Origin of the sequence: Gemmiger sp. An194 (assembly GCF_002160145.1) — a bacterium.
Taxonomy (GTDB): Bacteria; Bacillota; Clostridia; order Oscillospirales; family Ruminococcaceae; genus Allofournierella.
The window spans coordinates 100,585-119,276 of the sequence record NZ_NFKA01000004.1 but is presented as its reverse complement, the minus strand read 5'-3'; the positions used below and the strand labels follow the sequence as shown (position 1 = coordinate 119,276).

Below are 18,692 nucleotides of genomic sequence, written 5' to 3'. Positions count from 1 at the left end.
TGCTGAATTATAATAAGGCGGACTTTCAGGCGTCCTACGGTCTGTCCAGCCAGCTGCCGGACAGCGACCGGCCGGAGTTTGTGTTTTCCGGCCGGTCCAATGTGGGCAAGTCCAGCCTGATCAACAAGCTGTGCAACCGGAAGAATCTGGCGCGGGTAAGTGCTACCCCTGGCAAAACAGCTACCATCAATTTTTATACGGTGGATACTGCCTACTTTGTGGACCTGCCCGGATACGGCTACGCCAAGGTATCCAATGCAGACCGCCGTCGCTGGGATGAGCTGATCAACAGCTATTTTGATGCAGAGCGCAATCGGATGCTGCTGGTGCAGCTGCTGGACAGCCGCCATATGCCCTCGGCGGATGATATGCAGATGCTGGAGTATCTGCAATACCGGCAGATTCCTTTTGTGGTGGCGCTCACCAAGGCGGATAAACTGAAGAAAAGTGAGATCGAGCCCACAAAGCAGAGGTTTGCAGAGCTTTGTGAAGGCTATGGCTGCAGTGCGGTGATTCTGACCAGCAGCGAAAAGGGAACAGGAATCCCCGAGCTGCAGGCTCTGTTCGAGCAATGCCTTCAGCAGGGGGAAGCGGAAGATGGCGTATAATGAGTTTGCCTACTTCTATGATGAGCTGAATGGCGCGGCGGACTATGATGCGCTGTATCTGTATGTGAAAAGCCAGCTGGAGAAGAACGGCATCCTGGACGGAATCGTGGTCGATCTGGGCTGCGGTACCGGTGAGTTGACTTTGATGCTTACCCAAGCAGGCTACGATATGATCGGTGTGGACCAGTCCGAGGAAATGCTGGCTGTTTTGCGGGAAAAGGCAGACGAGCTGGAAATTTCAGAGCGTCTGCTGCTCCTGCGGCAGGATATCCTGAATCTGGACCTGTATGGCACGATCCGTGCGGCCATCTCCACCTTTGATACCTATAATCACATTGGTCCGAAGGAGAATTTTGAAAAGGCCATTGAAAAGGCGGCTTTTTTCATGGAAAAGGACGGCATCTTCCTGTTTGATCTGAATACGCCTTACAAGCACAAGGAAGTGCTGGCAGACAATGTGTTCGATCTGGAGGGGCCGGATGCTACCTGTTGCTGGAAAAACCATTACGACGAAACAGAGCAGACAGTGGATATTCAGATCGGCATTCATTATCTGGATACCGACGAACACTTTGAGGAGCATTTCAAGGAGTATACCTATCCTCTGGAATATGTGGAAGATGTACTCCGGCGTTATGGCTTGCGGATGGAAACCGTGTGTGACGGGGAGACATTTGGGCCCCTTACCGAGGAAAGCCAGCGCTATATCATCACGGCAATCAAAGAATATACACAGATGGAGAAACGATAATTATGGGAAATATGATTCGCGGCATTTCGGAGAATGGCGGCGTGATCTTCTGTGGTGTAGATTCCACCAATCTGGTTCGCACTATGGAACAGATTCACAAAACCAGCGCGGTAACCAGTGCGGCTCTGGGCCGTTTGCTGACTGCAGCGTCCATTATGGGAATCATGCTGAAAAACAGTAAGGATTCCATTACCCTGCGGGTAAACGGCGGAGGCCCGGCGGGTACTGTTCTGGCTGTGGCAGACGGCATGGGCTGCGTAAAGGGCTATGTGGAGAATCCCGTGGTGGAGATTCCTCTGCGCCCGGACGGAAAGCTGAATGTGGGCGGCGCAGTGGGCCGGGATGGTACCCTGAGCATTGTGCGCGATCTGGGACTGAAAGAGCCTTATGTGGGCCAGATTCCTCTGGTATCCGGCGAGATTGCGGAGGATATCACCAGCTATTACGCAACCAGTGAGCAGATCCCCACGGTGTGCGCCTTGGGTGTTCTGGTAGATCCCGATCTGTCCATTTCCTGCGCGGGTGGTTATCTGCTTCAGCTGCTGCCTGGTGCCACCGAGGAAGAGATCACCATGCTGGAAAAGAACATCGCCAATGTTCCCAGTGTGACTACTCTGCTGCAGCAGGGGAAGACCATGCAGGATATCATGGGAATGGTCATGCAGGGCTTTGATCCGCAGGTACTGGATGAGTATGACGTGGAATATCGCTGCGACTGCACTGAGCAACGTGTTGAGCGCGCGCTGATCAGCATGGGTCGTGCCGAACTGGAAAAGCTGGCGGCAGAGGAGCCTGTGGTGGAAGTGAACTGCCAGTTCTGCGATAAGAAATATCATGTGGATGTGAACAAGCTTCTGAAAAGCCTGGATTGATTCAGGCTGCAACAGCTGTTTTCTATTGTAGAATTGCCCCGCCGAGGCCAACCGGAAAAGGCCCGGCGGGGCATAATAAAAATACGAAAAATTTTTTCAAAAACCTGTTGACAAAAGAAGAAAGATGCGGTAAAATAAACAACGTCGCTGAGAGACAGCGGCACAAAAACCACATCGTTAAGCGGCTTTAGCTCATCTGGTAGAGCGCCACCTTGCCAAGGTGGAGGTAGCGAGTTCGAGCCTCGTAAGCCGCTCCATTTTTTTGTCTGGAAGTTTAGCTCAGCTGGGAGAGCATCTGCCTTACAAGCAGAGGGTCACAGGTTCGAGCCCTGTAACTTCCACCATGTGGCCCGGTAGTTCAGTTGGTTAGAACGCTAGCCTGTCACGCTAGAGGTCGTGGGTTCGAGCCCCATCCGGGTCGCCAATTTTGCCTCTGTAGCTCAGTTGGTAGAGCAGGGGACTGAAAATCCCCGTGTCATTGGTTCGATTCCGATCGGAGGCACCATTTATAAGCGGCTTTAGCTCATCTGGTAGAGCGCCACCTTGCCAAGGTGGAGGTAGCGAGTTCGAGCCTCGTAAGCCGCTCCATTTTTTTGGTGCTGTGGCCAAGTGGTAAGGCAAAGGTCTGCAAAACCTTCATTCACCAGTTCAAATCTGGTCAGCACCTCCAGGAGATCCCGGTTGCAGTTGCAGCCGGGATTTTTTGTTGCCTGCAAAAAGAGGTTTGGTCTGCCGGTGCTTTTAACCGACTGGCAGCTATGCTATAATACTACTATTAAATAAATTGGGGAGGGGTTGCCAATGGAGCGCCGCGATAAAATCAATTACTATCTGGATCTTGCAGAGATCGTTTTGCAGCGAGGGACCTGCCTGCGTCGGAATTACGGTGCAGTGATCGTAAAAAACGACGAGGTGATCTCCACCGGTTATGTGGGTGCTCCCCGAGGCAGAAAGAACTGCAGCGATCTGAACGTGTGCATCCGCCAGAAGCTTCAGATTCCCCGTGGAGAGCGCTATGAGGTCTGCCGCAGTGTACATGCGGAAGCGAACGCGATCATCAGTGCGCCTCGCGATAAGATGCTGGGCAGTCAGCTGTATCTGGTGGGCATCGATATGGCCACCAAAGACTATGTACAAAGCGCTAACAGTTGTTCCATGTGTAAGCGAATGATCATCAACGCGGGCATTGAGCGGGTCTATATTCGTGACACCAAGGATGAATATCGGGTGATTGAGGTGCAGGACTGGATCGATCAGGATGAATCCCTGGAAGGTGTGTTCGGATATTAAGCAGAGAGGGAATACCGGCAAATGAAGGATGGTAAACTGAAATCCATTTATGTCTGCTCCAACTGTGGGGAAACCAGTCCCCGCTGGATGGGGCGCTGCCCCTCCTGCGGTGAATGGAATACCATGACCGAGGATGTGGTCATGGTGGAAAGCAAATCCACAGCGTCAAAGCGAAGCGCAAGTGTGGCGACCGGCCGTGTGCAGGGACAAACCTCCCTCAAGGCGGACCGCCTGGCGGATATCAGCACCGATGAGGAAAAAAGCCGCATTGTAACCGGAATTCATGAGCTGGACCGGGTTCTGGGCGGTGGTATCGTTCTGGGCAGTGTGGTTCTGCTGGGCGGTGAGCCCGGCGCGGGTAAATCCACTTTGCTCCTGCAGCTGTGCGGTGCGATTTCTGGCAGCCACCATGTTTTGTATGTGACCGGCGAGGAATCCACCCGCCAGATCAAGCTGCGTGCCAACCGGCTGCGTGTTGCCCAGGAAAACATCAGTCTGGTGGCAGAGACAGAGATTGATGAGATTTGTGGGCTGATCGAACAGATGCGTCCGGATCTGGTGGTGATCGACTCCATCCAGACAATGCACTGCTCAGATGTATCTTCGTCTGCGGGCAGTGTTTCTCAGGTGAAGGAATGCTCCGCCAGATTGCTGGCTGTGGCAAAGAGCTGCGAGATCCCGACTTTCATTGTGGGTCACGTAAACAAGGATGGCGCAATTGCAGGCCCCAAGGTCATGGAACACATCGTGGATACCGTGCTATATTTCGAAGGGGATAAGACCCTTCCGTATCGAATTCTGCGGGGCGTAAAAAACCGCTATGGCTCCACTAACGAGATCGGTATGTTTGATATGACGGGAACCGGTCTGACTGAGATCGAGAACCCCTCTCAGCTGCTTCTGGATGGCCGTCCGTTGGGCATCAGCGGAAACTGCGTTGCCTGTACCATGGAAGGCACCAGGCCCATTCTGAGCGAGGTACAGGCCCTTGTAACGAAAAGCGGATTCGGCACGCCGCGCCGTGCCGCCAGTGGCTTTGATTTCAACCGGACAAATCTGTTGCTTGCGGTACTGGAAAAGCGGGCAGGGTACTTCTTTGCGAATCTGGACGTCTACATCAATATTGTGGGCGGTTTGGATCTGAATGAAACGGCCTGTGATCTTGCGGTCTGTCTGGCAATGGCTTCGGCGCTGATGGACAAGCCCATCGGGGACAAGACCATCGCCATCGGCGAGGTTGGTCTGGCCGGAGAAATCCGCAACGTAACGTTTCTGGAAAACCGGCTGAGAGAGGCACAGCGAATCGGCTTCACAAAAGCCATCGTGCCGAAGCACAGCTTGAAGCAGCTGGAGCTCAGCGAGTTTTCGGATATGGAGCTGGTCGGCGTTTCGTATATCCGGGATGCCATTCAGGCAATTAAATAACAAAAAGAATCAGCGGCGCCGGAATGCAGATATGTATTGCCGGCGCCACTGAAACAAAAATCAATTTAGAAACTTGAGGGACTGACAGCAAGTATGGTTAAAGACAGCGACGGGCCAGAGCCTGCGAGAGATGCAGGGCAGGGGCCCATATTTTTGGCTCACATAGTATTTCGCAAAATACAGGACTTTTGCGAAGCGCGCCGCGCTTTGCAAAAAGGACGATTTAGGGAAATACGGTACGCCAGTCTCCATAGCGTTACCCCCCTCAGAATTTGAGGGGGTTTTTTCATACCCCAGAAAGGTGATCGCTATGATGGAGAAAACTGTGCTGAGTGTGAGCCGAGAGGTGTTCCGCGCAAAGGAGCCGGGCCGCAAAGATACCGTCATGTGGCGGGTCTACATGGCCGATGAACAGGGGCACGTGGGCTACCTGTATTCGAACCGGGAGTGTGCTGCCGGTGATGTTGTGCAGGTGGGACTCACTGAGCGGGATGGACGGCTCCGCCCCCGCCTGATTTGGCCGGACAAGCCCAATATCTAATAGGGCTTGTCTTGTGTACAAATGTACATCAAGGAAGAGAAAAAGGCCCCCTTGGGGGCGCTGGTCTACACCTGGAAAACCACGGCGAAGGACGGCAGCACCTACAGCATTGACAAGCTACTCCTGGACTTCGCTGTGAAGTACCGGGCGGGACAGGGGGTGCTTGACCGGCTGGCCGGTCTGCTTTGGGTGGAGTACCGGCATTGGACCAGCTACAAGATGGGGACCTTTCGGGAGCAATTCAGCTTCGAGCTGCCCGGAGACCGGTCCTTCTGGCTGGGCATGGGGCTGAACGGCCCCAGCGGCGTGGACACGCGCCGGGCACGGCTGGAGCTGAACCCCAACAAGGTGGGGCATAGCCAGGCCCTGTGGTATGTCTTCAACGCGCTGTGGGACGCAAGCGGCCCTCATGAGCGCGTGACGGTGAAGCGCTGGGACCTGGCGGTGGACCTTCCGGGGAGCCGCGAGGAGTACGAGCTTGTGAAGGACGGGCGGCAATACGAGGAGATGCGCCGGAGCGCTTCGGACCGGACCCAGTACCTGGGACAGCGCAACGCGCCGGGCCGGTACAAGCTGTACAACAAGACCCGGGAGAGCGGCTTGGAGCAGCTGCTCACGCGCCTGGAGCTGACCCTGGACGGGGCGGACTGCGCCCCGGACCGGGTGGCCGGTGAGTGGCCCACGGTTTACCGGGTACGCAGCGAGGAGCAGCTGAGCCTTGAGGTGGCGGCGCTGAACGAGACGGACCGTTTCATCCTGCGCACGCTCTGGCGGGAGCCGGAGCGCTTGGGCGAACTGAGCCGCCGCAAGCGTGCAAAGCTGGAGCCGCTGCTGGCGGCTTGCGGGCGGGTGGAGTTTGACCGGGCTGCCTTCGGCGAGGTGCTGCTGGAGCTGCGGCGCTGGACCGAGCGCAGGCCGGAGACGGCTGCGCCGGGCTGCCCTGGGACCTGGAAGGAGATACCAGAAAATGGATGAAGTTAAGGAACTGGAAGAGTGGACCGAGATTGAGAAGCGGCTGCTGGCCGTTGCGGACGGTGAGGTGGTTTGGCCGGTGTACGGCAAGGACGGGCAGCGGCAGGACCAGCTGCCGCCGCCCGCGCTGCGGATGCACGCGCTGGAGCTGCTGCTGAAACACCACGAGGAGAGGGGCCAGGCGGCCCCGAGGGTGGTTCTTGTTGATGATATTGTGTGATATTGGGGGCCAACGCCCCCGGAAGGAGAAGACGATGGAACGACCGATTTTTGATGCTGCTGCGGCTTTGGGCCAGGTGTACGATTTGGAAGACCGGGTGCGAGGGGAAGGGCTGCGCCTGTTTGGGGATTGCTGCCTTTGGGCTTACATGGTGCACTTTACGGAGTGGAGAAAAGACCCCGAGTCTGAACGGGTCGCCCGCGAAACCTTGGCGATTTGCGAGGGGCGTTTTCACGGGTTTCTGACGAGCTGTCAAAAGGCACCGGACCCGGACAGCGCAGCATGAAGCGCCAAACAGTGCGTTTCACTGGACCAGTCACCAAAAGCAGGAAAGGAGAGCGAGGGCTGAATGGGGCGTGCGGACTGGCTTGACCGGCCCAACATGGAGCATGTACTCGCGGCATTGATGCCGCCGAACCGCCTGGCGCTGGAGTGCTGCATGGCAAGCAAGCTGCGCATCAGCGATGTGCTGGAGCTGAAAACCGAGCCGCTGCGGCGGGGCCAGCGCATGACGGTGCGCGAACTGAAGACCGGCAAAACCAGGCGGGTATATTGGCCGCGTGAGTTGTACGAGCGGATGCTGGCCCAGGCGGGCCGGGTTTGGGTCTTCGAGGGGCGGCTGGACTGGCGGCGGCACCGGACCCGGAGCGCGGTCTACAAGGACCTGGTGCGGGCTGCGCGGCTGTTCCGGGCCAGCGGGGTAGTGCCTGCGGGGGCTCAGATCACTACGCACACCGCCCGGAAAATCGGCGCGGTCGAGGAGTTTCGGCGCACCGGGGACCTGGGCAAGGTGGCTGCCGCGCTGAACCACGACGGGGACCACCGCGAGGTGACCATGCTGTACGCGCTGGCGGACGAGCTGACCCGCCGCAAGCTGGCGGGGGCTGGCCGGAAAAAGCGCCGGTGACGGCCATAGCATCCAGGACGCGGCAGTACCGGCGGAGCAGCTGGCGGCGCTGCGGGGGCAGGTTGGGGTCTTTGAGGGCCACATCCAGGGCCAGCACGTAGCAGAGCAGTTGACGGCGGTTGGTTGGTAGGATGAGCATGTTTTCCGGGCTCCTTTCGCGCGTGCGTTTTCTTCGGGTGCGAGCGCGGGAGCATCGGACAGCATGGAACCAGGGGTCAAGGGCCAGGGCGTAAGCCTTGGCCCTTGCTGCGTAAAGGGCGCGCCCCTTGACCCCGGACGGGCGGGGACAATGGGAGAGCGCACGCGCGGGGGCTTGCGGGGGCGTTGGATGGGGTAAAGGGGGCTTGCCCCCTTTATTGGCATTCGTTGCCGTATGCGGCCCACCCGCGCGCAAGCGAGGGACAGGCGGGTGGCTTGGCGCAGCCAAACACCCGCCTTAGCGCGCGGGGTTACGATTGCCGCGCCGCAGCGCAAGGGCGGTGGGGCGGTCCGGGGGCCCCCGCCGCCCGCAGCCCCCCGGACCGGCTCGGTGCGTAGCACAGGGCCGGGGGGCGGCTACGCCAGCCAGTGCCCGCCCGGGGGACCGGGTGGGCGCTGGCTGGGCCGAGGGCAAAAAAGGCCCCACCACCCTACGGGGGGCCTTTTTTGGCCGAGCACCGACCGCCCAAAAGATAAACGGGCGAGTTGGCGGCACTGCGCAAGGCGGACGCAGCCCCCGCGCTTTGCGCGGCTTGGCCTTGCGCCGGGCCGCCGGTGAGCAACCCACCTTTGCCCCGCAGGGCCTGCGGAGCATTTATGCCCGGCCCAAATGGTGGGCCGGGCTACCGATCGGCCCGCAAGGGCCGACGCCGGGCGGCCACGCCCGCGCAGGGCGGGAAGGGGGTCCGGGGGGAAAGGGCTTGCCGCGCAGCGGCAAGGGGCCCCCCGTCTTGCGCTGAGTTGGCGGGAGATTACGCGAAACGGACACGAAAAAACCCGGAGCCTTTCGGCCCCGGGTCTTTCCCATTGGTGCAGCTTGCGCCGCCCCGTCGCAGCACCATCATTATACCGCACCGGCTGCGGTTTGTCAAATCGGCTTGCCGCCGCGCCGGGCCACCGGCTGCCGCCAGCGCTGGCCCCAGAGCAGCGCACCCGCCCCCACGGGGCGGGCGGGGGGTGGGGGCTTTTGCCTTCGGTTCGCTGCCCGCTTGCGGCTGCGATCGCGGGCCGCCCGGCTCCAGGCGTGCGGCCCGCTGCCTTCGCAGTTTGTCAAAAAATGAAAATCTGCCCGTGATGGAGCAATGTCTCATTTCATGGACAATTCGCGCTCTTTCCTGGGATGCGGTTGCAATCGGCTGTACGGGCCTGTATTATGAAACCATGAGGGGGCCGACGATAGGGGCGGCCAAAGCCAGCGAAGGGCCAGAGCTTGCGAGAGATGCAGGGCAGGGGCCCATATTTTTGGCTCACATAGTATTTCGCTAAATGCAAATTTAGCGAAATAGAGGGGAGCGAAAAAGCGGTGCTTCTTGTGGTTAGGTCCGTTCTGAGCCGTCGACGCTCAGATTGGCCGTTTGCAGACTGTTGCATTAATTGGATGCAAAATCATTGTTTTTATGAAAAACAAATTCAAATGTTTCTGTTATAATAATATGGTCAGTTTACTTTGGGATGTGATTATCTTATGAGCACTTACATCAATCCGCTTCATCCAAATCGTCATGCGCCGTATGATGATATTCCGCGGGATGTTCGGGACTTTTTGAATTATCTCGGCGCAATTCTGAATCGCTCGCCGCGCACAGTCAATGGCTACTACATTGATCTTCGTACCTTTTTCCGTTTCATGATGCGTTATCGCGGTTTGGCCCCGGATACGGATTTTGACGAGATCAATATATCCGGCCTGGATTTGGATTTCATCGGCTCCATTACTACCAGCGACATCTATGAATACCTGTATTTTCTGAAAAATGAGCGGCTCAACGAACCAGCAGCCCGGGCGCGCAAGCTCAGCGCCGTGAAGAGCCTTTACCGTTTCCTTACGGTTAAGGCCAACCGGCTGAGCAATGATCCGGCGAAGGATGTATCGGTACCCACAACCAAGCGCGCGTTACCGAAGTATCTGTCGCTGGAAGAAAGTATGGAATTGTTAAAAAATATACAAAGCGACTTTTATGAACGGGATTACTGCATCATCACCCTTTTTCTCAATTGCGGTATGCGTTTGGTGGAGCTGGTGGGCATCAACATGAGTGATTTTCAGGAGGATACCATCAGAATCGTGGGCAAAGGCAACAAAGAACGGCTGGTGTATCTGAATCAGGCGTGCATTCATGCACTGGAACGATATTGTGCCGCCCGGGCAAAATTGATGAATCTTCAGGATAAAGATGCGCTTTTTGTATCCCGCAGAACCGGAAAACGCATTGGTGCGCGGCGTGTGGAGCAGATCGTGGAGCGCTGCCTGAAGCTGGCCGGGCTTTTCGGTAAAGGCTATTCACCGCATAAACTACGGCATACCGCAGCAACGCTGATGTACCGTCATGGTAATGTGGATATGCTGGAGTTGAAAGAGATTCTGGGCCACGAGCATGTTTCCACCACGGAAATCTACACGCACATCAACACGGAAAAGCTGCGCACGGCTGCCAGCTCAACTCCCCTTTCCCGTGTGGAATTTACCCAGAAAAAGGATATGCCTATGCCGCAGGAAGAGCTTGAGGATGAGCCCGACGTGCCGGAGGTTCCGGAGCTGTTTGAAGAGCTGGAGGATGAGCTGTCAGGCCAGGAATAATCCGGCAAAAAGAACGGAGCATATACAGGAAAGAATACAGGGCAACAAAGCGGCACAGCAGCAAAGCAAAAGCCTGCTTAAAACGCGTTTGCTTTCCGTTAAGGGTCGAGTACCCCGGTTATGTATACACACGGCCAGAAGCTCATGGGAAAGGCGCCACGCAACGACACTTTGACTGAGTAGCAGAAATAGCCCCAGAAGCTGCGGAAAAAAGAAAAGAAGGAACTCCATGCCAGCTCCCTGCGCGAGACCATATTCTAGATACAGGCAGGCGGTGAAAAAGCCTACCCCAATTCCTTTTAAAAGGATGAGTACGGGCAGCAGTGCGACGCCGAACGCACAGAAGCCGGCCAGAGCGGCCAGCATAAGCTGAGTAAGCAATGCTAGAAATTGTGCACAGAAGATCGGAGTGAGCTGGTGCTCCAGATGCCGGGTGATTTGAAGCTCCACATAGTGCTGGGCATAGTTCGACAGCCAGCTGTCTGGATCAGGGCGCCAGAGAGAGCCCAGTAGCACGCCTGTCAGATACAGCAGGGCCCCAAACGCAAACGCTCCGAATCGCTTTTGGGGACGAATAGCACGTTGAGAACGTGAAGCTTTTTCGATGGTCATTACCGGGATGTGAGAGCCTTTTTGGAATGCCTTTTCGGAGAAAGGTGCTTTCGCAGAAGTGTGTGCAGATGAATTTGCGATTGCTGCGGAATTGGATGCCTGTTCATTTCGATACGTCCACATAAGCTTGTCCCTCTTTACAATTTCTTTGGGACTATTTTATGCGGTGGATTCAATAAAAAGAACCAGGGCAATCACCCTGGTTCTTTTTATTAGCGCACAGCATGCATTTTTCGTTTTGTGCGCTCGCTGGAAAGTAAGCCGACATATCCGCCCAAAGCACCTGCAAGGCTGTAGCACACGCATTTGATGGCAGCAAAAGCGGTATACTCATAGCTGCCGTTTAACATTGCAGCGAGAAGGAAGATCAAAAAGAAAAAAAGCCCACAGCACAGCCCGCAAAAAAGACCGTTCTGTCCCATCCGCCGGGCCAGAAAGTATCCGCTTACAAAGCAGCCCGCCATAACAGCAATGGCAGACATGGGAATGGCCCACCAGGCGGATGGCTGCGCGGCAACGATCATTTTGGCCAAAAGACAAAGCGTCCCGGCGCAGACAAATGCACCGGTTCCTGCAGAAAAAAGGATGGAAAACAGCAATTGTTTGCCTGCGTGTTCAGCAGATGTCCGTTTTTGCATAGAAAAAACACCCCCTGCACTATTTCTATGCAGAGGGTGTTTTTATATGCGTGCTTACTTGGAAGAAGTCTGAGTAGCTTCCATGTTCAGCTTCTCGATGGACTGGATCGCAGCACGGCGGAAACGGATCTTAGTGCGGTCGCTGCCGGTCTCCAGAACGAAGGTGTCCTCTTTGATGGCAACCACGCGGCCAACAATACCGCCGATGGTGGTAACCTCATCGCCGATCTCCAGAGAATTGCGCATCTCGGTCTCTTTCTGCTGCTGCTTTTTCTGGGGCCGGTAGATGAACAGCCACATGAACAGCACCATGACCAGGATCATGATGAACGGGCTATAGAAGGAAATTGCGTCGGTGGAAGTGCTCAAAAGATTCAGTGCCATGTGTTTGTAAACTCCTCTCGAATTCAATCGAATAAGTTTATTATAGCGGATAACGAGCGGATATGCAAGCCTGTGGGCGGGAAGATTTGGTCAAATGCGGGTATCCAGCAGGGTCACATAACGGTCATGGAATTCCTGGAAGTTGCCTTCGTCCAGAGCCTGACGGATGCGCTCCATCAGGCGGTTGTAGAAATACAGGTTGTGCATTACGCCGAGGCGCATGCCCAGCATCTCGTCAGACTTGAACAGGTGGCGCAGATAAGCGCGGCTGAAGTTACGGCAGACCGGGCAATCGCATTCCGGATCAATGGGGCTTTCGTCCTTCTGGTACTTCAGGTTCTTGATGTTGATGATGCCGCTCCAGGTGTTCAGATGACCGTGGCGAGCATTGCGGCTGGGCATGACGCAGTCGAACAGGTCAACACCGCGGGAAACCGCTTCGATGATGTTGCCGGGAGTGCCCACACCCATCAGGTAGCGAATCTTATCCTTGGGCATATGAGGCTCTACCGCAGAGATGATGCGATACATATCCTCGGCGGGTTCACCTACAGCCAGTCCACCAATGGCATAGCCATCCAGATCCAGCTCGGCAATCTGCTTCATGTGTTCCACGCGCAGGTCTTCATAGGTGCAGCCCTGGTTGATGCCAAACAGCATCTGATCCGGGTTGACTGCCAGGCCTTCCCGCTTCAGGCGCTCCATTTCAGCCTTGCAGCGCTTGAGCCAGCGGACAGTACGATCACAGCTGGCCTTGGAGTATTGGTATTCCGCCGGGTTTTCCACGCATTCATCAAAGGCCATTGCAATGGTGGAACCCAGGTTGGCCTGAATCTGCATGCTTTCCTCCGGACCCATAAAGATCTTATGGCCGTCCAGATGGGAGTTGAAGGTAACGCCCTCCTCGGTGATTTTGCGCAGCTTGGAAAGGCTGAATACCTGGAATCCGCCGCTGTCGGTGAGGATCGGACCATCCCAGCGGGTGAACTTGTGCAGACCGCCCATCTCGGCTACCAGCTTATCACCGGGCCGCAGATGCAGATGGTAGGTATTGCACAGCATGACCTGACAATGGATGTCTTTCAGATCGAACGCGCTCAAACCGCCTTTGATGGCGGCTGCCGTGGCAACGTTCATGAATGCGGGGGTTTGAACGGTGCCATGAACGGTTTCGAATTCGCCCCGCCGGGCGTTGTGTTCGGTTTTCAGCAAGCGATAGGGCATAAACCGAGCTCCTTTCTGAATAAGTTATACAATCAAAGAATCAGCATGGCATCGCCAAAGCTGAAAAAGCGGTAACGCTGCTCCACAGCGGTCTTGTAGGCTACCATGGTTTTGTCGTAGCCGTAAAAGGCGCTGACCAGCATGATCAGGGTGCTTTCCGGCAGATGGAAATTGGTAATCAGGCCATCCAGACACAGGAACTTACAGCCGGGATACAGGAAGATGCTGGTGTCACCGCTGCAGGCCTGGATTTTGCCGTATTTGGCAGCCACCGATTCCAGAGTGCGGCAGCTGGTGGTGCCGACGGCAATAACTCGGTGACCGGCTTCCTTGGTCTCATTGATGAGTCGAGCGGTCTCCTCACTCACACTGTACCACTCCGAGTGCATCAGGTGATCCTCAATCTCGTCCTCCTTGACCGGGCGGAAGGTACCAAGGCCCACATGCAGGGTAACCTCAGTGATGCCGATCCCCTTCTCCTTCAGCTTCTGCATCAGTTCCGGGGTGAAATGCAGACCTGCGGTGGGTGCCGCTGCACTGCCCAGTTCCTTGGCGTATACGGTCTGGTACTGACTTTGATCCTCCAGCTGCTTGGTAATATAAGGAGGAAGCGGCATCTTGCCGAACTCGTCCAGCTTCTCGTAAAGGGTCTGGGTGTTATGCTCGAAGGAAACCAGCTTGTTGCCGTCCTCTTTGGTCTCCTGAATCGTGGCAATCAGGGAGCCGTCGCCAAACAGGATGCGCATGCCGGGTTTGAGACGCTTACCGGGGCGCGCCAGGCACTCCCAAACGTCGTTGCTTTCCTGCCGCAGCAGAAGCAGCTCACACACTGCGCCGGTGTGCTCCTTTTGGCCGATCAGACGGGCGGGCAACACCTTGGAATTGTTCACCACCAGAAGGTCGCCAGGCTCCAGGAGATCCACCAGATCCCGGAAAATACGGTGCTGGATCTGATCGTTGGAACGGTCCAGGCACATCAGCCGGGCGGCATCGCGGGGGCTGCAGGGTTCCTGCGCAATCAGTTCCTGCGGCAGGTCGAACCAGAAATCTTTTTTCAGCATAGAAATATTGCCTCTCCTTACATTGACATTACCTGCCGGCAATGCTATAGTTAGAACAAAGCACAGAAACGCTGTGCATGTGTTATGCAATCTAATTTATTATATTGCATACGTTGCCGGTTTTCAAGCCGGTTTTTTTTATATCCGGCACAATTGCTCGGATATAACCCCAAAGGGGGCCGGCATAAGAATGAAAATGCCGGGAGGGAAACGGAAAGGATGATGTAAGCGATGAAAAAGTATCAAGTTGGTGTGGTTGGCGCCACCGGAATGGTCGGTCAGCGGTTTGTTTCCTTGTTGGAGAATCATCCTTGGTTCGAGCTGGTCGTTGTGGCTGCCTCTCCCCGTTCTGCGGGTAAGACCTACGAGGAAGCAGTCGGTGCCCGCTGGGCCATGCCTACTCCGATGCCGCAGAATGCTGCAAAGCTTGTGGTGATGGATGCTTCCCACGTGGAAGAAGTTGCCCAGAAGGTGGACTTCGTATTCTGCGCTGTGGACATGAAGAAGGATGAGATCAAGGCCCTGGAGGAAGCATACGCCAAGGCAGAATGCCCGGTGATTTCCAACAACAGTGCCAACCGGTTTACCGATGATGTGCCTATGATCGTGCCGGAGATCAACGCTGATCACGCTCAGATCATCGAGGCCCAGCGCCGCCGCCTGGGCACCACCCGTGGTTTCATTGCCGTGAAGTCCAATTGCTCGCTGCAGAGCTATGTTCCTGCGCTTCATCCCCTGCGGGAGGAGTTCGGGCTGAAGAACGTGCTTGTATGCACCTATCAGGCGATTTCCGGTGCGGGCAAGACCTTTGAGACCTGGCCGGAGATGGTGGATAACTGCATCCCTTACATCGGCGGCGAGGAGGAGAAGAGCGAACAGGAGCCTCTGAAGCTGTGGGGCCATGTGGAAGGTGACCGCATCGTGAAGGCTGCCTCCCCTGCCATCACTGCCCAGTGCCTGCGCATCCCCGTTTCCGACGGCCATATGGCTGCCGTGTTCATGAGCTTCGAGAAGAAGCCTACCAAGGAGCAGATTCTGGAGCGGTGGGCTGCATTCCAGGGCGAGGCACAGCGTTTGGAGCTGCCCAGTGCGCCCAAGCAGTTCCTGCACTATTTTGAGGAAAACGACCGCCCGCAGACCAAGCTGGACCGGAACCTGGAAAACGGTATGGCGGTATCTATCGGCCGTCTGCGCGAAGATACCCAGTACGATTACAAGTTTGTATGCCTTTCCCACAATACCCTGCGGGGCGCTGCCGGCGGCGGCGTGCTGCTGGCAGAGCTGCTGGCGGCCAAGGGCTATCTGGATTGATTGAACCAATTTGATTTGAACCAAAGGAGATGACAGCGATGAAAGAGCTTATTTTCACCGGAAGTGCGGTTGCCATGATTACCCCGATGTGCGCCGATGGCTCCGTGAATTTTGCGGAATTGAAAAAGATGGCTGAATTTCAGGTGGAAAGCGGCACGGACGCGCTGGTCGTGTGTGGGACCACGGGTGAATCCGCAACCCTGGAGGATGATGAGCATCTGGAATGTATCCGCTGCGTGGTAGAGGCGGCCCAGGGTCGGGTTCCGGTAATTGCCGGGACCGGCTCCAACAATACTGCCCATGCAGTGATGATGTCCAAGGAAGCCGCTGCACGGGGTGCGGATGCGCTGCTGCTGGTTACCCCTTACTACAACAAGACCAGTCAGGCCGGGCTTGTAAAGAGCTTTTTCACGATTGCGGATTCCACCGATCTGCCTGCCATCATCTACAATGTACCATCCCGTACCGGGGTGAACATTCAGCCGGAAACCGCGCTGGAGCTTTCCCGTCATCCCATGATCCGGGGCCTCAAGGAAGCCAGCGGCAACATTGCCCAGGTGGTACGGATCGCCGCGCTGTGCGGCGAGGAGCTGCCCCTGTATTCCGGCAATGACGATCAAGTGGTTCCCCTGCTCTCGGTTGGCGGCAAGGGTGTGATTTCGGTGGCCGCCAATGTGGCTCCCGCCCAGATGCACCAGATGTGTCAGCTCTGGTTTGACGGCAAAATCAAAGAGAGTGCGGCCATGCAGCTGGAGTTCAGTGAGCTGTGCAGTGCGCTGTTCTGCGATGTGAACCCGATCCCCGTGAAGGCTGCAATGAATATGCTGGGCTGGGATGCCGGTGATTGCCGTTTGCCCCTGGTTGAGCCCAGCGAAGCAAATCTGGCCCGAATCGAAAAAGCATTGCGGGATACCGGTCTGCTTTGATTCGGATCAAGCCTACTACAACTTTATAAGTTTTCTGCCCGGCGGCTGGCCGCAGAAGCAACGGCGTAAGCTGTTTGCCGCACCTGCGCTTCCGCCGGGCATTTTTACAAAAGGGAGTACGAAAAATGACGGATATTATCATTCAAGGCATCAATGGACGGATGGGCAAGGTACTGTGTGAGCTGATTGCTCAGCGGGATGACTGCCGAATTGTAGGCGGTGTGGATGTTTCCGCACAGAGCGGCCCGATTCCTGTGGCGGCCAGCCTGGAGGAGCTGAACGTGAAGGCAGATGTGATCATCGATTTCTCCACCCCCGAGGCCACCAAATCCATGCTGCGCTATTGCCAGAGCACCGGTACCGCCTGTGTGGTATGCACCACCGGACTGGATGGGGAATGCGGTGAGCTGATTCAGCAGACCGCAGAAAAAGCTCCGGTTTTCAAGAGCGCCAACATGTCCATGGGGATCAACCTGCTGGCAGAGCTGGCGCAGAAGGCTGCGCAGGCACTGGGGATGGACTATGACATTGAAATCATCGAAAAGCATCATCATAATAAGGTGGATGCTCCCAGCGGAACTGCCCTGCTTCTGGCAGACGAGATCAATGAAGCCACTGGTAATCGATATCACTATGTTTATGACCGTCATTCCGTGCGCCAGAAGCGTGATCCCCACGAGATGGGTCTGCATACGATTCGCGGCGGCAGCATTGTGGGTGACCATGACATTCTATTCTGCGGTCCGGATGAGGTCATCACACTCTCTCACAGCGCCGGGTCTCGTGCGGTCTTCGCCAACGGCGCGATCAATGCGGCGGTTTTTCTCACCAGTCAGAAAAATGGTCTTTACGATATGAAGGATTTGATGCGGTCTCTGCTGTGAGGTTATTATGAAACGTACGATTGCTGCCGTTCTGATGGTGCTTTCTGTATGCTGCCTGCTGATTTGTGCGGTATGGTTTTTCCAAAACAGCACGGAGGCACAGCCTGCATTTGCCCAATCAACGCTGGAGCAGGAAGCACTTCCCTCCCCTACCCCAACGCCCGGCCCGCAGGTACAGACGCTTCGTTTTTCCGCCACTGGTGACAATCTGATTCACAATGGTATCTATGAGCAGGCAAAACGGCGAGCACAGGCAAATGGAGCGGACGGTTATGATTTTTCCTATTGCTACGAGAATGTAAAGTTCTTTTACAGCGATTTTGATGTGAACTGGATCAACCAGGAAACACTGGTGACCGATACACTGGAGCCCAGCACCTATCCGTGCTTCTCCACGCCCGGAGACATGGGACGGCAGCTGTATGACCTGGGGTTCCGGGTGTTCAACCTGTCCAACAACCACACCTACGATAAAGGCGCGCAGGGCCTGCAGGCAACCACGGACTTCTGGGCTGCTATGCCGGAGGATGTGACAACCGCCGGGCTGTATACGGATGATGCCACTGCACCGGTGATTCAGACAGTGGATGGCGTAAGAATCGCTTACCTGGGATTTACGGAACATACCAATGGAATCAATACACCTGCCAATGCACCTTCCCATGTGATCTATACCAGTGAGCTGGATGTGATGCAGCAGCTTCTGGAGCAAGCCCGCAGCGAGGCGGATCTGGTGGTGGTCAGCGTGCACTGGGGTGTGGAGGGCAGCCACTCGGTCACACAGGCGCAGAAAGATCTGGCGCAGAAAATGGCCGATTGGGGTGCCGATGTAATCATCGGTACCCATCCCCATGTGGTGCAGACTGCGCAGTGGCTTACAGCAGCGGATGGGCGGCAGGCTTTTGTGGCCTATTCCCTGGGGAATTTTTTGAACGCACAGTCCACGGCCGATACAATGGTGGGGATGATTCTCACGTTCACAGTAGAAAAAACCACCCAGCCGGACGGCACGGCCAGCACGGTGATTCGAGAGCCGTTGTTCTATCCGACGGTCAATCACTATGACGCACATTATGCCAATATCCGGATGTATCTGCTCCGGGATTATACCGATGAGCTTGCCTCCGCACATGGTGTGCGTGGTAATTTCCCGGGCTTTTCGCTCAGCTATATTACATCCATGCTTCAGGAAAATGTAGACTCGGAATTCCTGGTGCTTCCCGAGTAAATCAAAAATTTGCGAATGACAGAAAGGGCCGGAGCATTTTGCTCCGGCCCTTTCTTAATAAA

The 18,692-nt window shown here is 56.0% G+C and carries 20 protein-coding genes and 6 tRNA genes; 21 read left to right on the top strand and 5 right to left on the bottom strand.

All coding sequences use genetic code 11. The features are described 5' to 3' along the window. Positions 1-2 precede the first annotated feature (2 nt). From yihA to B5F28_RS03760, 17 genes are all read left to right on the top strand, one after another. A complete protein-coding gene (yihA, locus tag B5F28_RS03840; RefSeq protein ID WP_087293691.1) occupies positions 3-608 on the top strand; it encodes a ribosome biogenesis GTP-binding protein YihA/YsxC in 606 nt (201 codons plus the stop codon). Continuing rightward, entirely contained in the window at positions 598-1,359 is a 762-nt protein-coding gene (locus B5F28_RS03835) for a class I SAM-dependent DNA methyltransferase (RefSeq protein ID WP_087293550.1), read from the top strand. The genes yihA and B5F28_RS03835 overlap by 11 nt, the downstream gene beginning before the upstream one ends. A gap of 2 nt (positions 1,360-1,361) precedes the next feature. Continuing rightward, complete coding sequence (hslO, locus tag B5F28_RS03830; protein WP_087293548.1) at positions 1,362-2,231, top strand: Hsp33 family molecular chaperone HslO; 870 nt, start codon at positions 1,362-1,364, stop codon at positions 2,229-2,231. A gap of 181 nt (positions 2,232-2,412) precedes the next feature. Next, positions 2,413-2,488 (top strand) — tRNA-Gly (locus B5F28_RS03825). A gap of 11 nt (positions 2,489-2,499) precedes the next feature. Continuing rightward, positions 2,500-2,575 (top strand) — tRNA-Val (locus B5F28_RS03820). 3 nt (positions 2,576-2,578) lie between these two features. Continuing rightward, a tRNA-Asp gene (locus B5F28_RS03815) sits at positions 2,579-2,655 on the top strand. 5 nt (positions 2,656-2,660) lie between these two features. After that, positions 2,661-2,736 (top strand) — tRNA-Phe (locus B5F28_RS03810). A 7-nt stretch (positions 2,737-2,743) separates the two neighbouring features. Continuing rightward, a tRNA-Gly gene (locus tag B5F28_RS03805) sits at positions 2,744-2,819 on the top strand. A gap of 7 nt (positions 2,820-2,826) precedes the next feature. Continuing rightward, positions 2,827-2,901, top strand: a tRNA-Cys gene (locus tag B5F28_RS03800). A gap of 131 nt (positions 2,902-3,032) precedes the next feature. Further along, complete coding sequence (locus B5F28_RS03795; RefSeq protein WP_087293546.1) at positions 3,033-3,521, top strand: deoxycytidylate deaminase; 489 nt, start codon at positions 3,033-3,035, stop codon at positions 3,519-3,521. Between the two features lie 21 nt (positions 3,522-3,542). Continuing rightward, on the top strand, positions 3,543-4,946 hold the full coding sequence (gene radA, locus B5F28_RS03790; RefSeq protein WP_087293544.1) for a DNA repair protein RadA: 1,404 nt from the start codon (positions 3,543-3,545) through the stop codon (positions 4,944-4,946). A 310-nt stretch (positions 4,947-5,256) separates the two neighbouring features. After that, a complete protein-coding gene (locus tag B5F28_RS03785; protein ID WP_143424678.1) occupies positions 5,257-5,487 on the top strand; it encodes a hypothetical protein in 231 nt (76 codons plus the stop codon). Between the two features lie 21 nt (positions 5,488-5,508). After that, positions 5,509-6,462, top strand: coding sequence for a hypothetical protein (locus tag B5F28_RS03780; protein WP_087293540.1), 954 nt, complete (start codon positions 5,509-5,511; stop codon positions 6,460-6,462). Then, entirely contained in the window at positions 6,455-6,679 is a 225-nt protein-coding gene (locus B5F28_RS03775) for a hypothetical protein (RefSeq protein WP_087293538.1), read from the top strand. The genes B5F28_RS03780 and B5F28_RS03775 overlap by 8 nt, the downstream gene beginning before the upstream one ends. Before the next feature lie 34 nt (positions 6,680-6,713). After that, positions 6,714-6,965, top strand: a complete 252-nt coding sequence (locus B5F28_RS03770; RefSeq protein ID WP_087293536.1) for a hypothetical protein — start codon at positions 6,714-6,716, stop codon at positions 6,963-6,965. 63 nt (positions 6,966-7,028) lie between these two features. Continuing rightward, on the top strand, positions 7,029-7,586 hold the full coding sequence (locus B5F28_RS03765) for a tyrosine-type recombinase/integrase (RefSeq protein ID WP_087293534.1): 558 nt from the start codon (positions 7,029-7,031) through the stop codon (positions 7,584-7,586). Between the two features lie 1,663 nt (positions 7,587-9,249). Beyond that, complete coding sequence (locus B5F28_RS03760; RefSeq protein WP_087293532.1) at positions 9,250-10,362, top strand: tyrosine recombinase XerC; 1,113 nt, start codon at positions 9,250-9,252, stop codon at positions 10,360-10,362. Here B5F28_RS03760 and B5F28_RS03755 read toward each other — a convergent pair. The 5 genes from B5F28_RS03755 to queA all read right to left on the bottom strand — a co-directional run bounded on the left by B5F28_RS03755 (position 10,348) and on the right by queA (position 14,281). After that, positions 10,348-11,097 (bottom strand): hypothetical protein, encoded by a 750-nt coding sequence (locus B5F28_RS03755; RefSeq protein WP_087293530.1) that lies wholly within the window; start codon positions 11,095-11,097, stop codon positions 10,348-10,350. The genes B5F28_RS03760 and B5F28_RS03755 overlap by 15 nt on opposite strands. Positions 11,098-11,186: 89 nt before the next feature. Beyond that, the gene (locus B5F28_RS03750; protein ID WP_087293528.1) at positions 11,187-11,612 is read right to left on the bottom strand and encodes a TIGR04086 family membrane protein; all 426 of its coding nucleotides are present in this window, start codon (positions 11,610-11,612) and stop codon (positions 11,187-11,189) included. Positions 11,613-11,666: 54 nt separating this feature from the next. After that, positions 11,667-11,996, bottom strand: coding sequence for a preprotein translocase subunit YajC (yajC, locus tag B5F28_RS03745; protein WP_206406354.1), 330 nt, complete (start codon positions 11,994-11,996; stop codon positions 11,667-11,669). Between the two features lie 90 nt (positions 11,997-12,086). Next, positions 12,087-13,220 carry a tRNA guanosine(34) transglycosylase Tgt gene (gene tgt, locus B5F28_RS03740; RefSeq protein WP_087293526.1) on the bottom strand — a complete coding sequence of 378 codons (1,134 nt, stop codon included), beginning with the start codon at positions 13,218-13,220 and terminating at the stop codon, positions 12,087-12,089. A 32-nt stretch (positions 13,221-13,252) separates the two neighbouring features. Continuing rightward, positions 13,253-14,281, bottom strand: a complete 1,029-nt coding sequence (queA, locus tag B5F28_RS03735) for a tRNA preQ1(34) S-adenosylmethionine ribosyltransferase-isomerase QueA (protein ID WP_087293524.1) — start codon at positions 14,279-14,281, stop codon at positions 13,253-13,255. A gap of 231 nt (positions 14,282-14,512) precedes the next feature. On the opposite strand from queA, the gene asd reads away from it, so the two are divergent. From asd to B5F28_RS03715, 4 genes are all read left to right on the top strand, one after another. After that, positions 14,513-15,592 carry an aspartate-semialdehyde dehydrogenase gene (gene asd, locus B5F28_RS03730; RefSeq protein WP_087293522.1) on the top strand — a complete coding sequence of 360 codons (1,080 nt, stop codon included), beginning with the start codon at positions 14,513-14,515 and terminating at the stop codon, positions 15,590-15,592. 38 nt (positions 15,593-15,630) lie between these two features. Continuing rightward, complete coding sequence (dapA, locus tag B5F28_RS03725) at positions 15,631-16,518, top strand: 4-hydroxy-tetrahydrodipicolinate synthase (protein WP_087293520.1); 888 nt, start codon at positions 15,631-15,633, stop codon at positions 16,516-16,518. 125 nt (positions 16,519-16,643) lie between these two features. Continuing rightward, the gene (gene dapB / locus B5F28_RS03720) at positions 16,644-17,402 is read left to right on the top strand and encodes a 4-hydroxy-tetrahydrodipicolinate reductase (RefSeq protein ID WP_087293518.1); all 759 of its coding nucleotides are present in this window, start codon (positions 16,644-16,646) and stop codon (positions 17,400-17,402) included. Positions 17,403-17,409: 7 nt separating this feature from the next. Then, positions 17,410-18,630 carry a CapA family protein gene (locus B5F28_RS03715; protein ID WP_164474882.1) on the top strand — a complete coding sequence of 407 codons (1,221 nt, stop codon included), beginning with the start codon at positions 17,410-17,412 and terminating at the stop codon, positions 18,628-18,630. Positions 18,631-18,692 lie beyond the last annotated feature (62 nt).

Coding starts and splice junctions, on each gene's coding strand:
- B5F28_RS03775 (WP_087293538.1), top strand. CDS start 6,455: ATGGATGAAGTTAAGGAACTGGAAGAGTGGACCGAGATTGAGAAGCGG.
- B5F28_RS03715 (WP_164474882.1), top strand. CDS start 17,410: ATGAAACGTACGATTGCTGCCGTTCTGATGGTGCTTTCTGTATGCTGC.
- yajC (WP_206406354.1), bottom strand. CDS start 11,996: ATGGCACTGAATCTTTTGAGCACTTCCACCGACGCAATTTCCTTCTAT.
- radA (WP_087293544.1), top strand. CDS start 3,543: ATGAAGGATGGTAAACTGAAATCCATTTATGTCTGCTCCAACTGTGGG.
- B5F28_RS03765 (WP_087293534.1), top strand. CDS start 7,029: ATGGGGCGTGCGGACTGGCTTGACCGGCCCAACATGGAGCATGTACTC.
- B5F28_RS03785 (WP_143424678.1), top strand. CDS start 5,257: ATGATGGAGAAAACTGTGCTGAGTGTGAGCCGAGAGGTGTTCCGCGCA.
- B5F28_RS03795 (WP_087293546.1), top strand. CDS start 3,033: ATGGAGCGCCGCGATAAAATCAATTACTATCTGGATCTTGCAGAGATC.
- B5F28_RS03755 (WP_087293530.1), bottom strand. CDS start 11,097: ATGTGGACGTATCGAAATGAACAGGCATCCAATTCCGCAGCAATCGCA.
- queA (WP_087293524.1), bottom strand. CDS start 14,281: ATGCTGAAAAAAGATTTCTGGTTCGACCTGCCGCAGGAACTGATTGCG.
- dapA (WP_087293520.1), top strand. CDS start 15,631: ATGAAAGAGCTTATTTTCACCGGAAGTGCGGTTGCCATGATTACCCCG.
- dapB (WP_087293518.1), top strand. CDS start 16,644: ATGACGGATATTATCATTCAAGGCATCAATGGACGGATGGGCAAGGTA.
- B5F28_RS03760 (WP_087293532.1), top strand. CDS start 9,250: ATGAGCACTTACATCAATCCGCTTCATCCAAATCGTCATGCGCCGTAT.
- hslO (WP_087293548.1), top strand. CDS start 1,362: ATGGGAAATATGATTCGCGGCATTTCGGAGAATGGCGGCGTGATCTTC.
- asd (WP_087293522.1), top strand. CDS start 14,513: ATGAAAAAGTATCAAGTTGGTGTGGTTGGCGCCACCGGAATGGTCGGT.
- B5F28_RS03750 (WP_087293528.1), bottom strand. CDS start 11,612: ATGCAAAAACGGACATCTGCTGAACACGCAGGCAAACAATTGCTGTTT.
- B5F28_RS03835 (WP_087293550.1), top strand. CDS start 598: ATGGCGTATAATGAGTTTGCCTACTTCTATGATGAGCTGAATGGCGCG.
- B5F28_RS03780 (WP_087293540.1), top strand. CDS start 5,509: ATGTACATCAAGGAAGAGAAAAAGGCCCCCTTGGGGGCGCTGGTCTAC.
- B5F28_RS03770 (WP_087293536.1), top strand. CDS start 6,714: ATGGAACGACCGATTTTTGATGCTGCTGCGGCTTTGGGCCAGGTGTAC.
- tgt (WP_087293526.1), bottom strand. CDS start 13,220: ATGCCCTATCGCTTGCTGAAAACCGAACACAACGCCCGGCGGGGCGAA.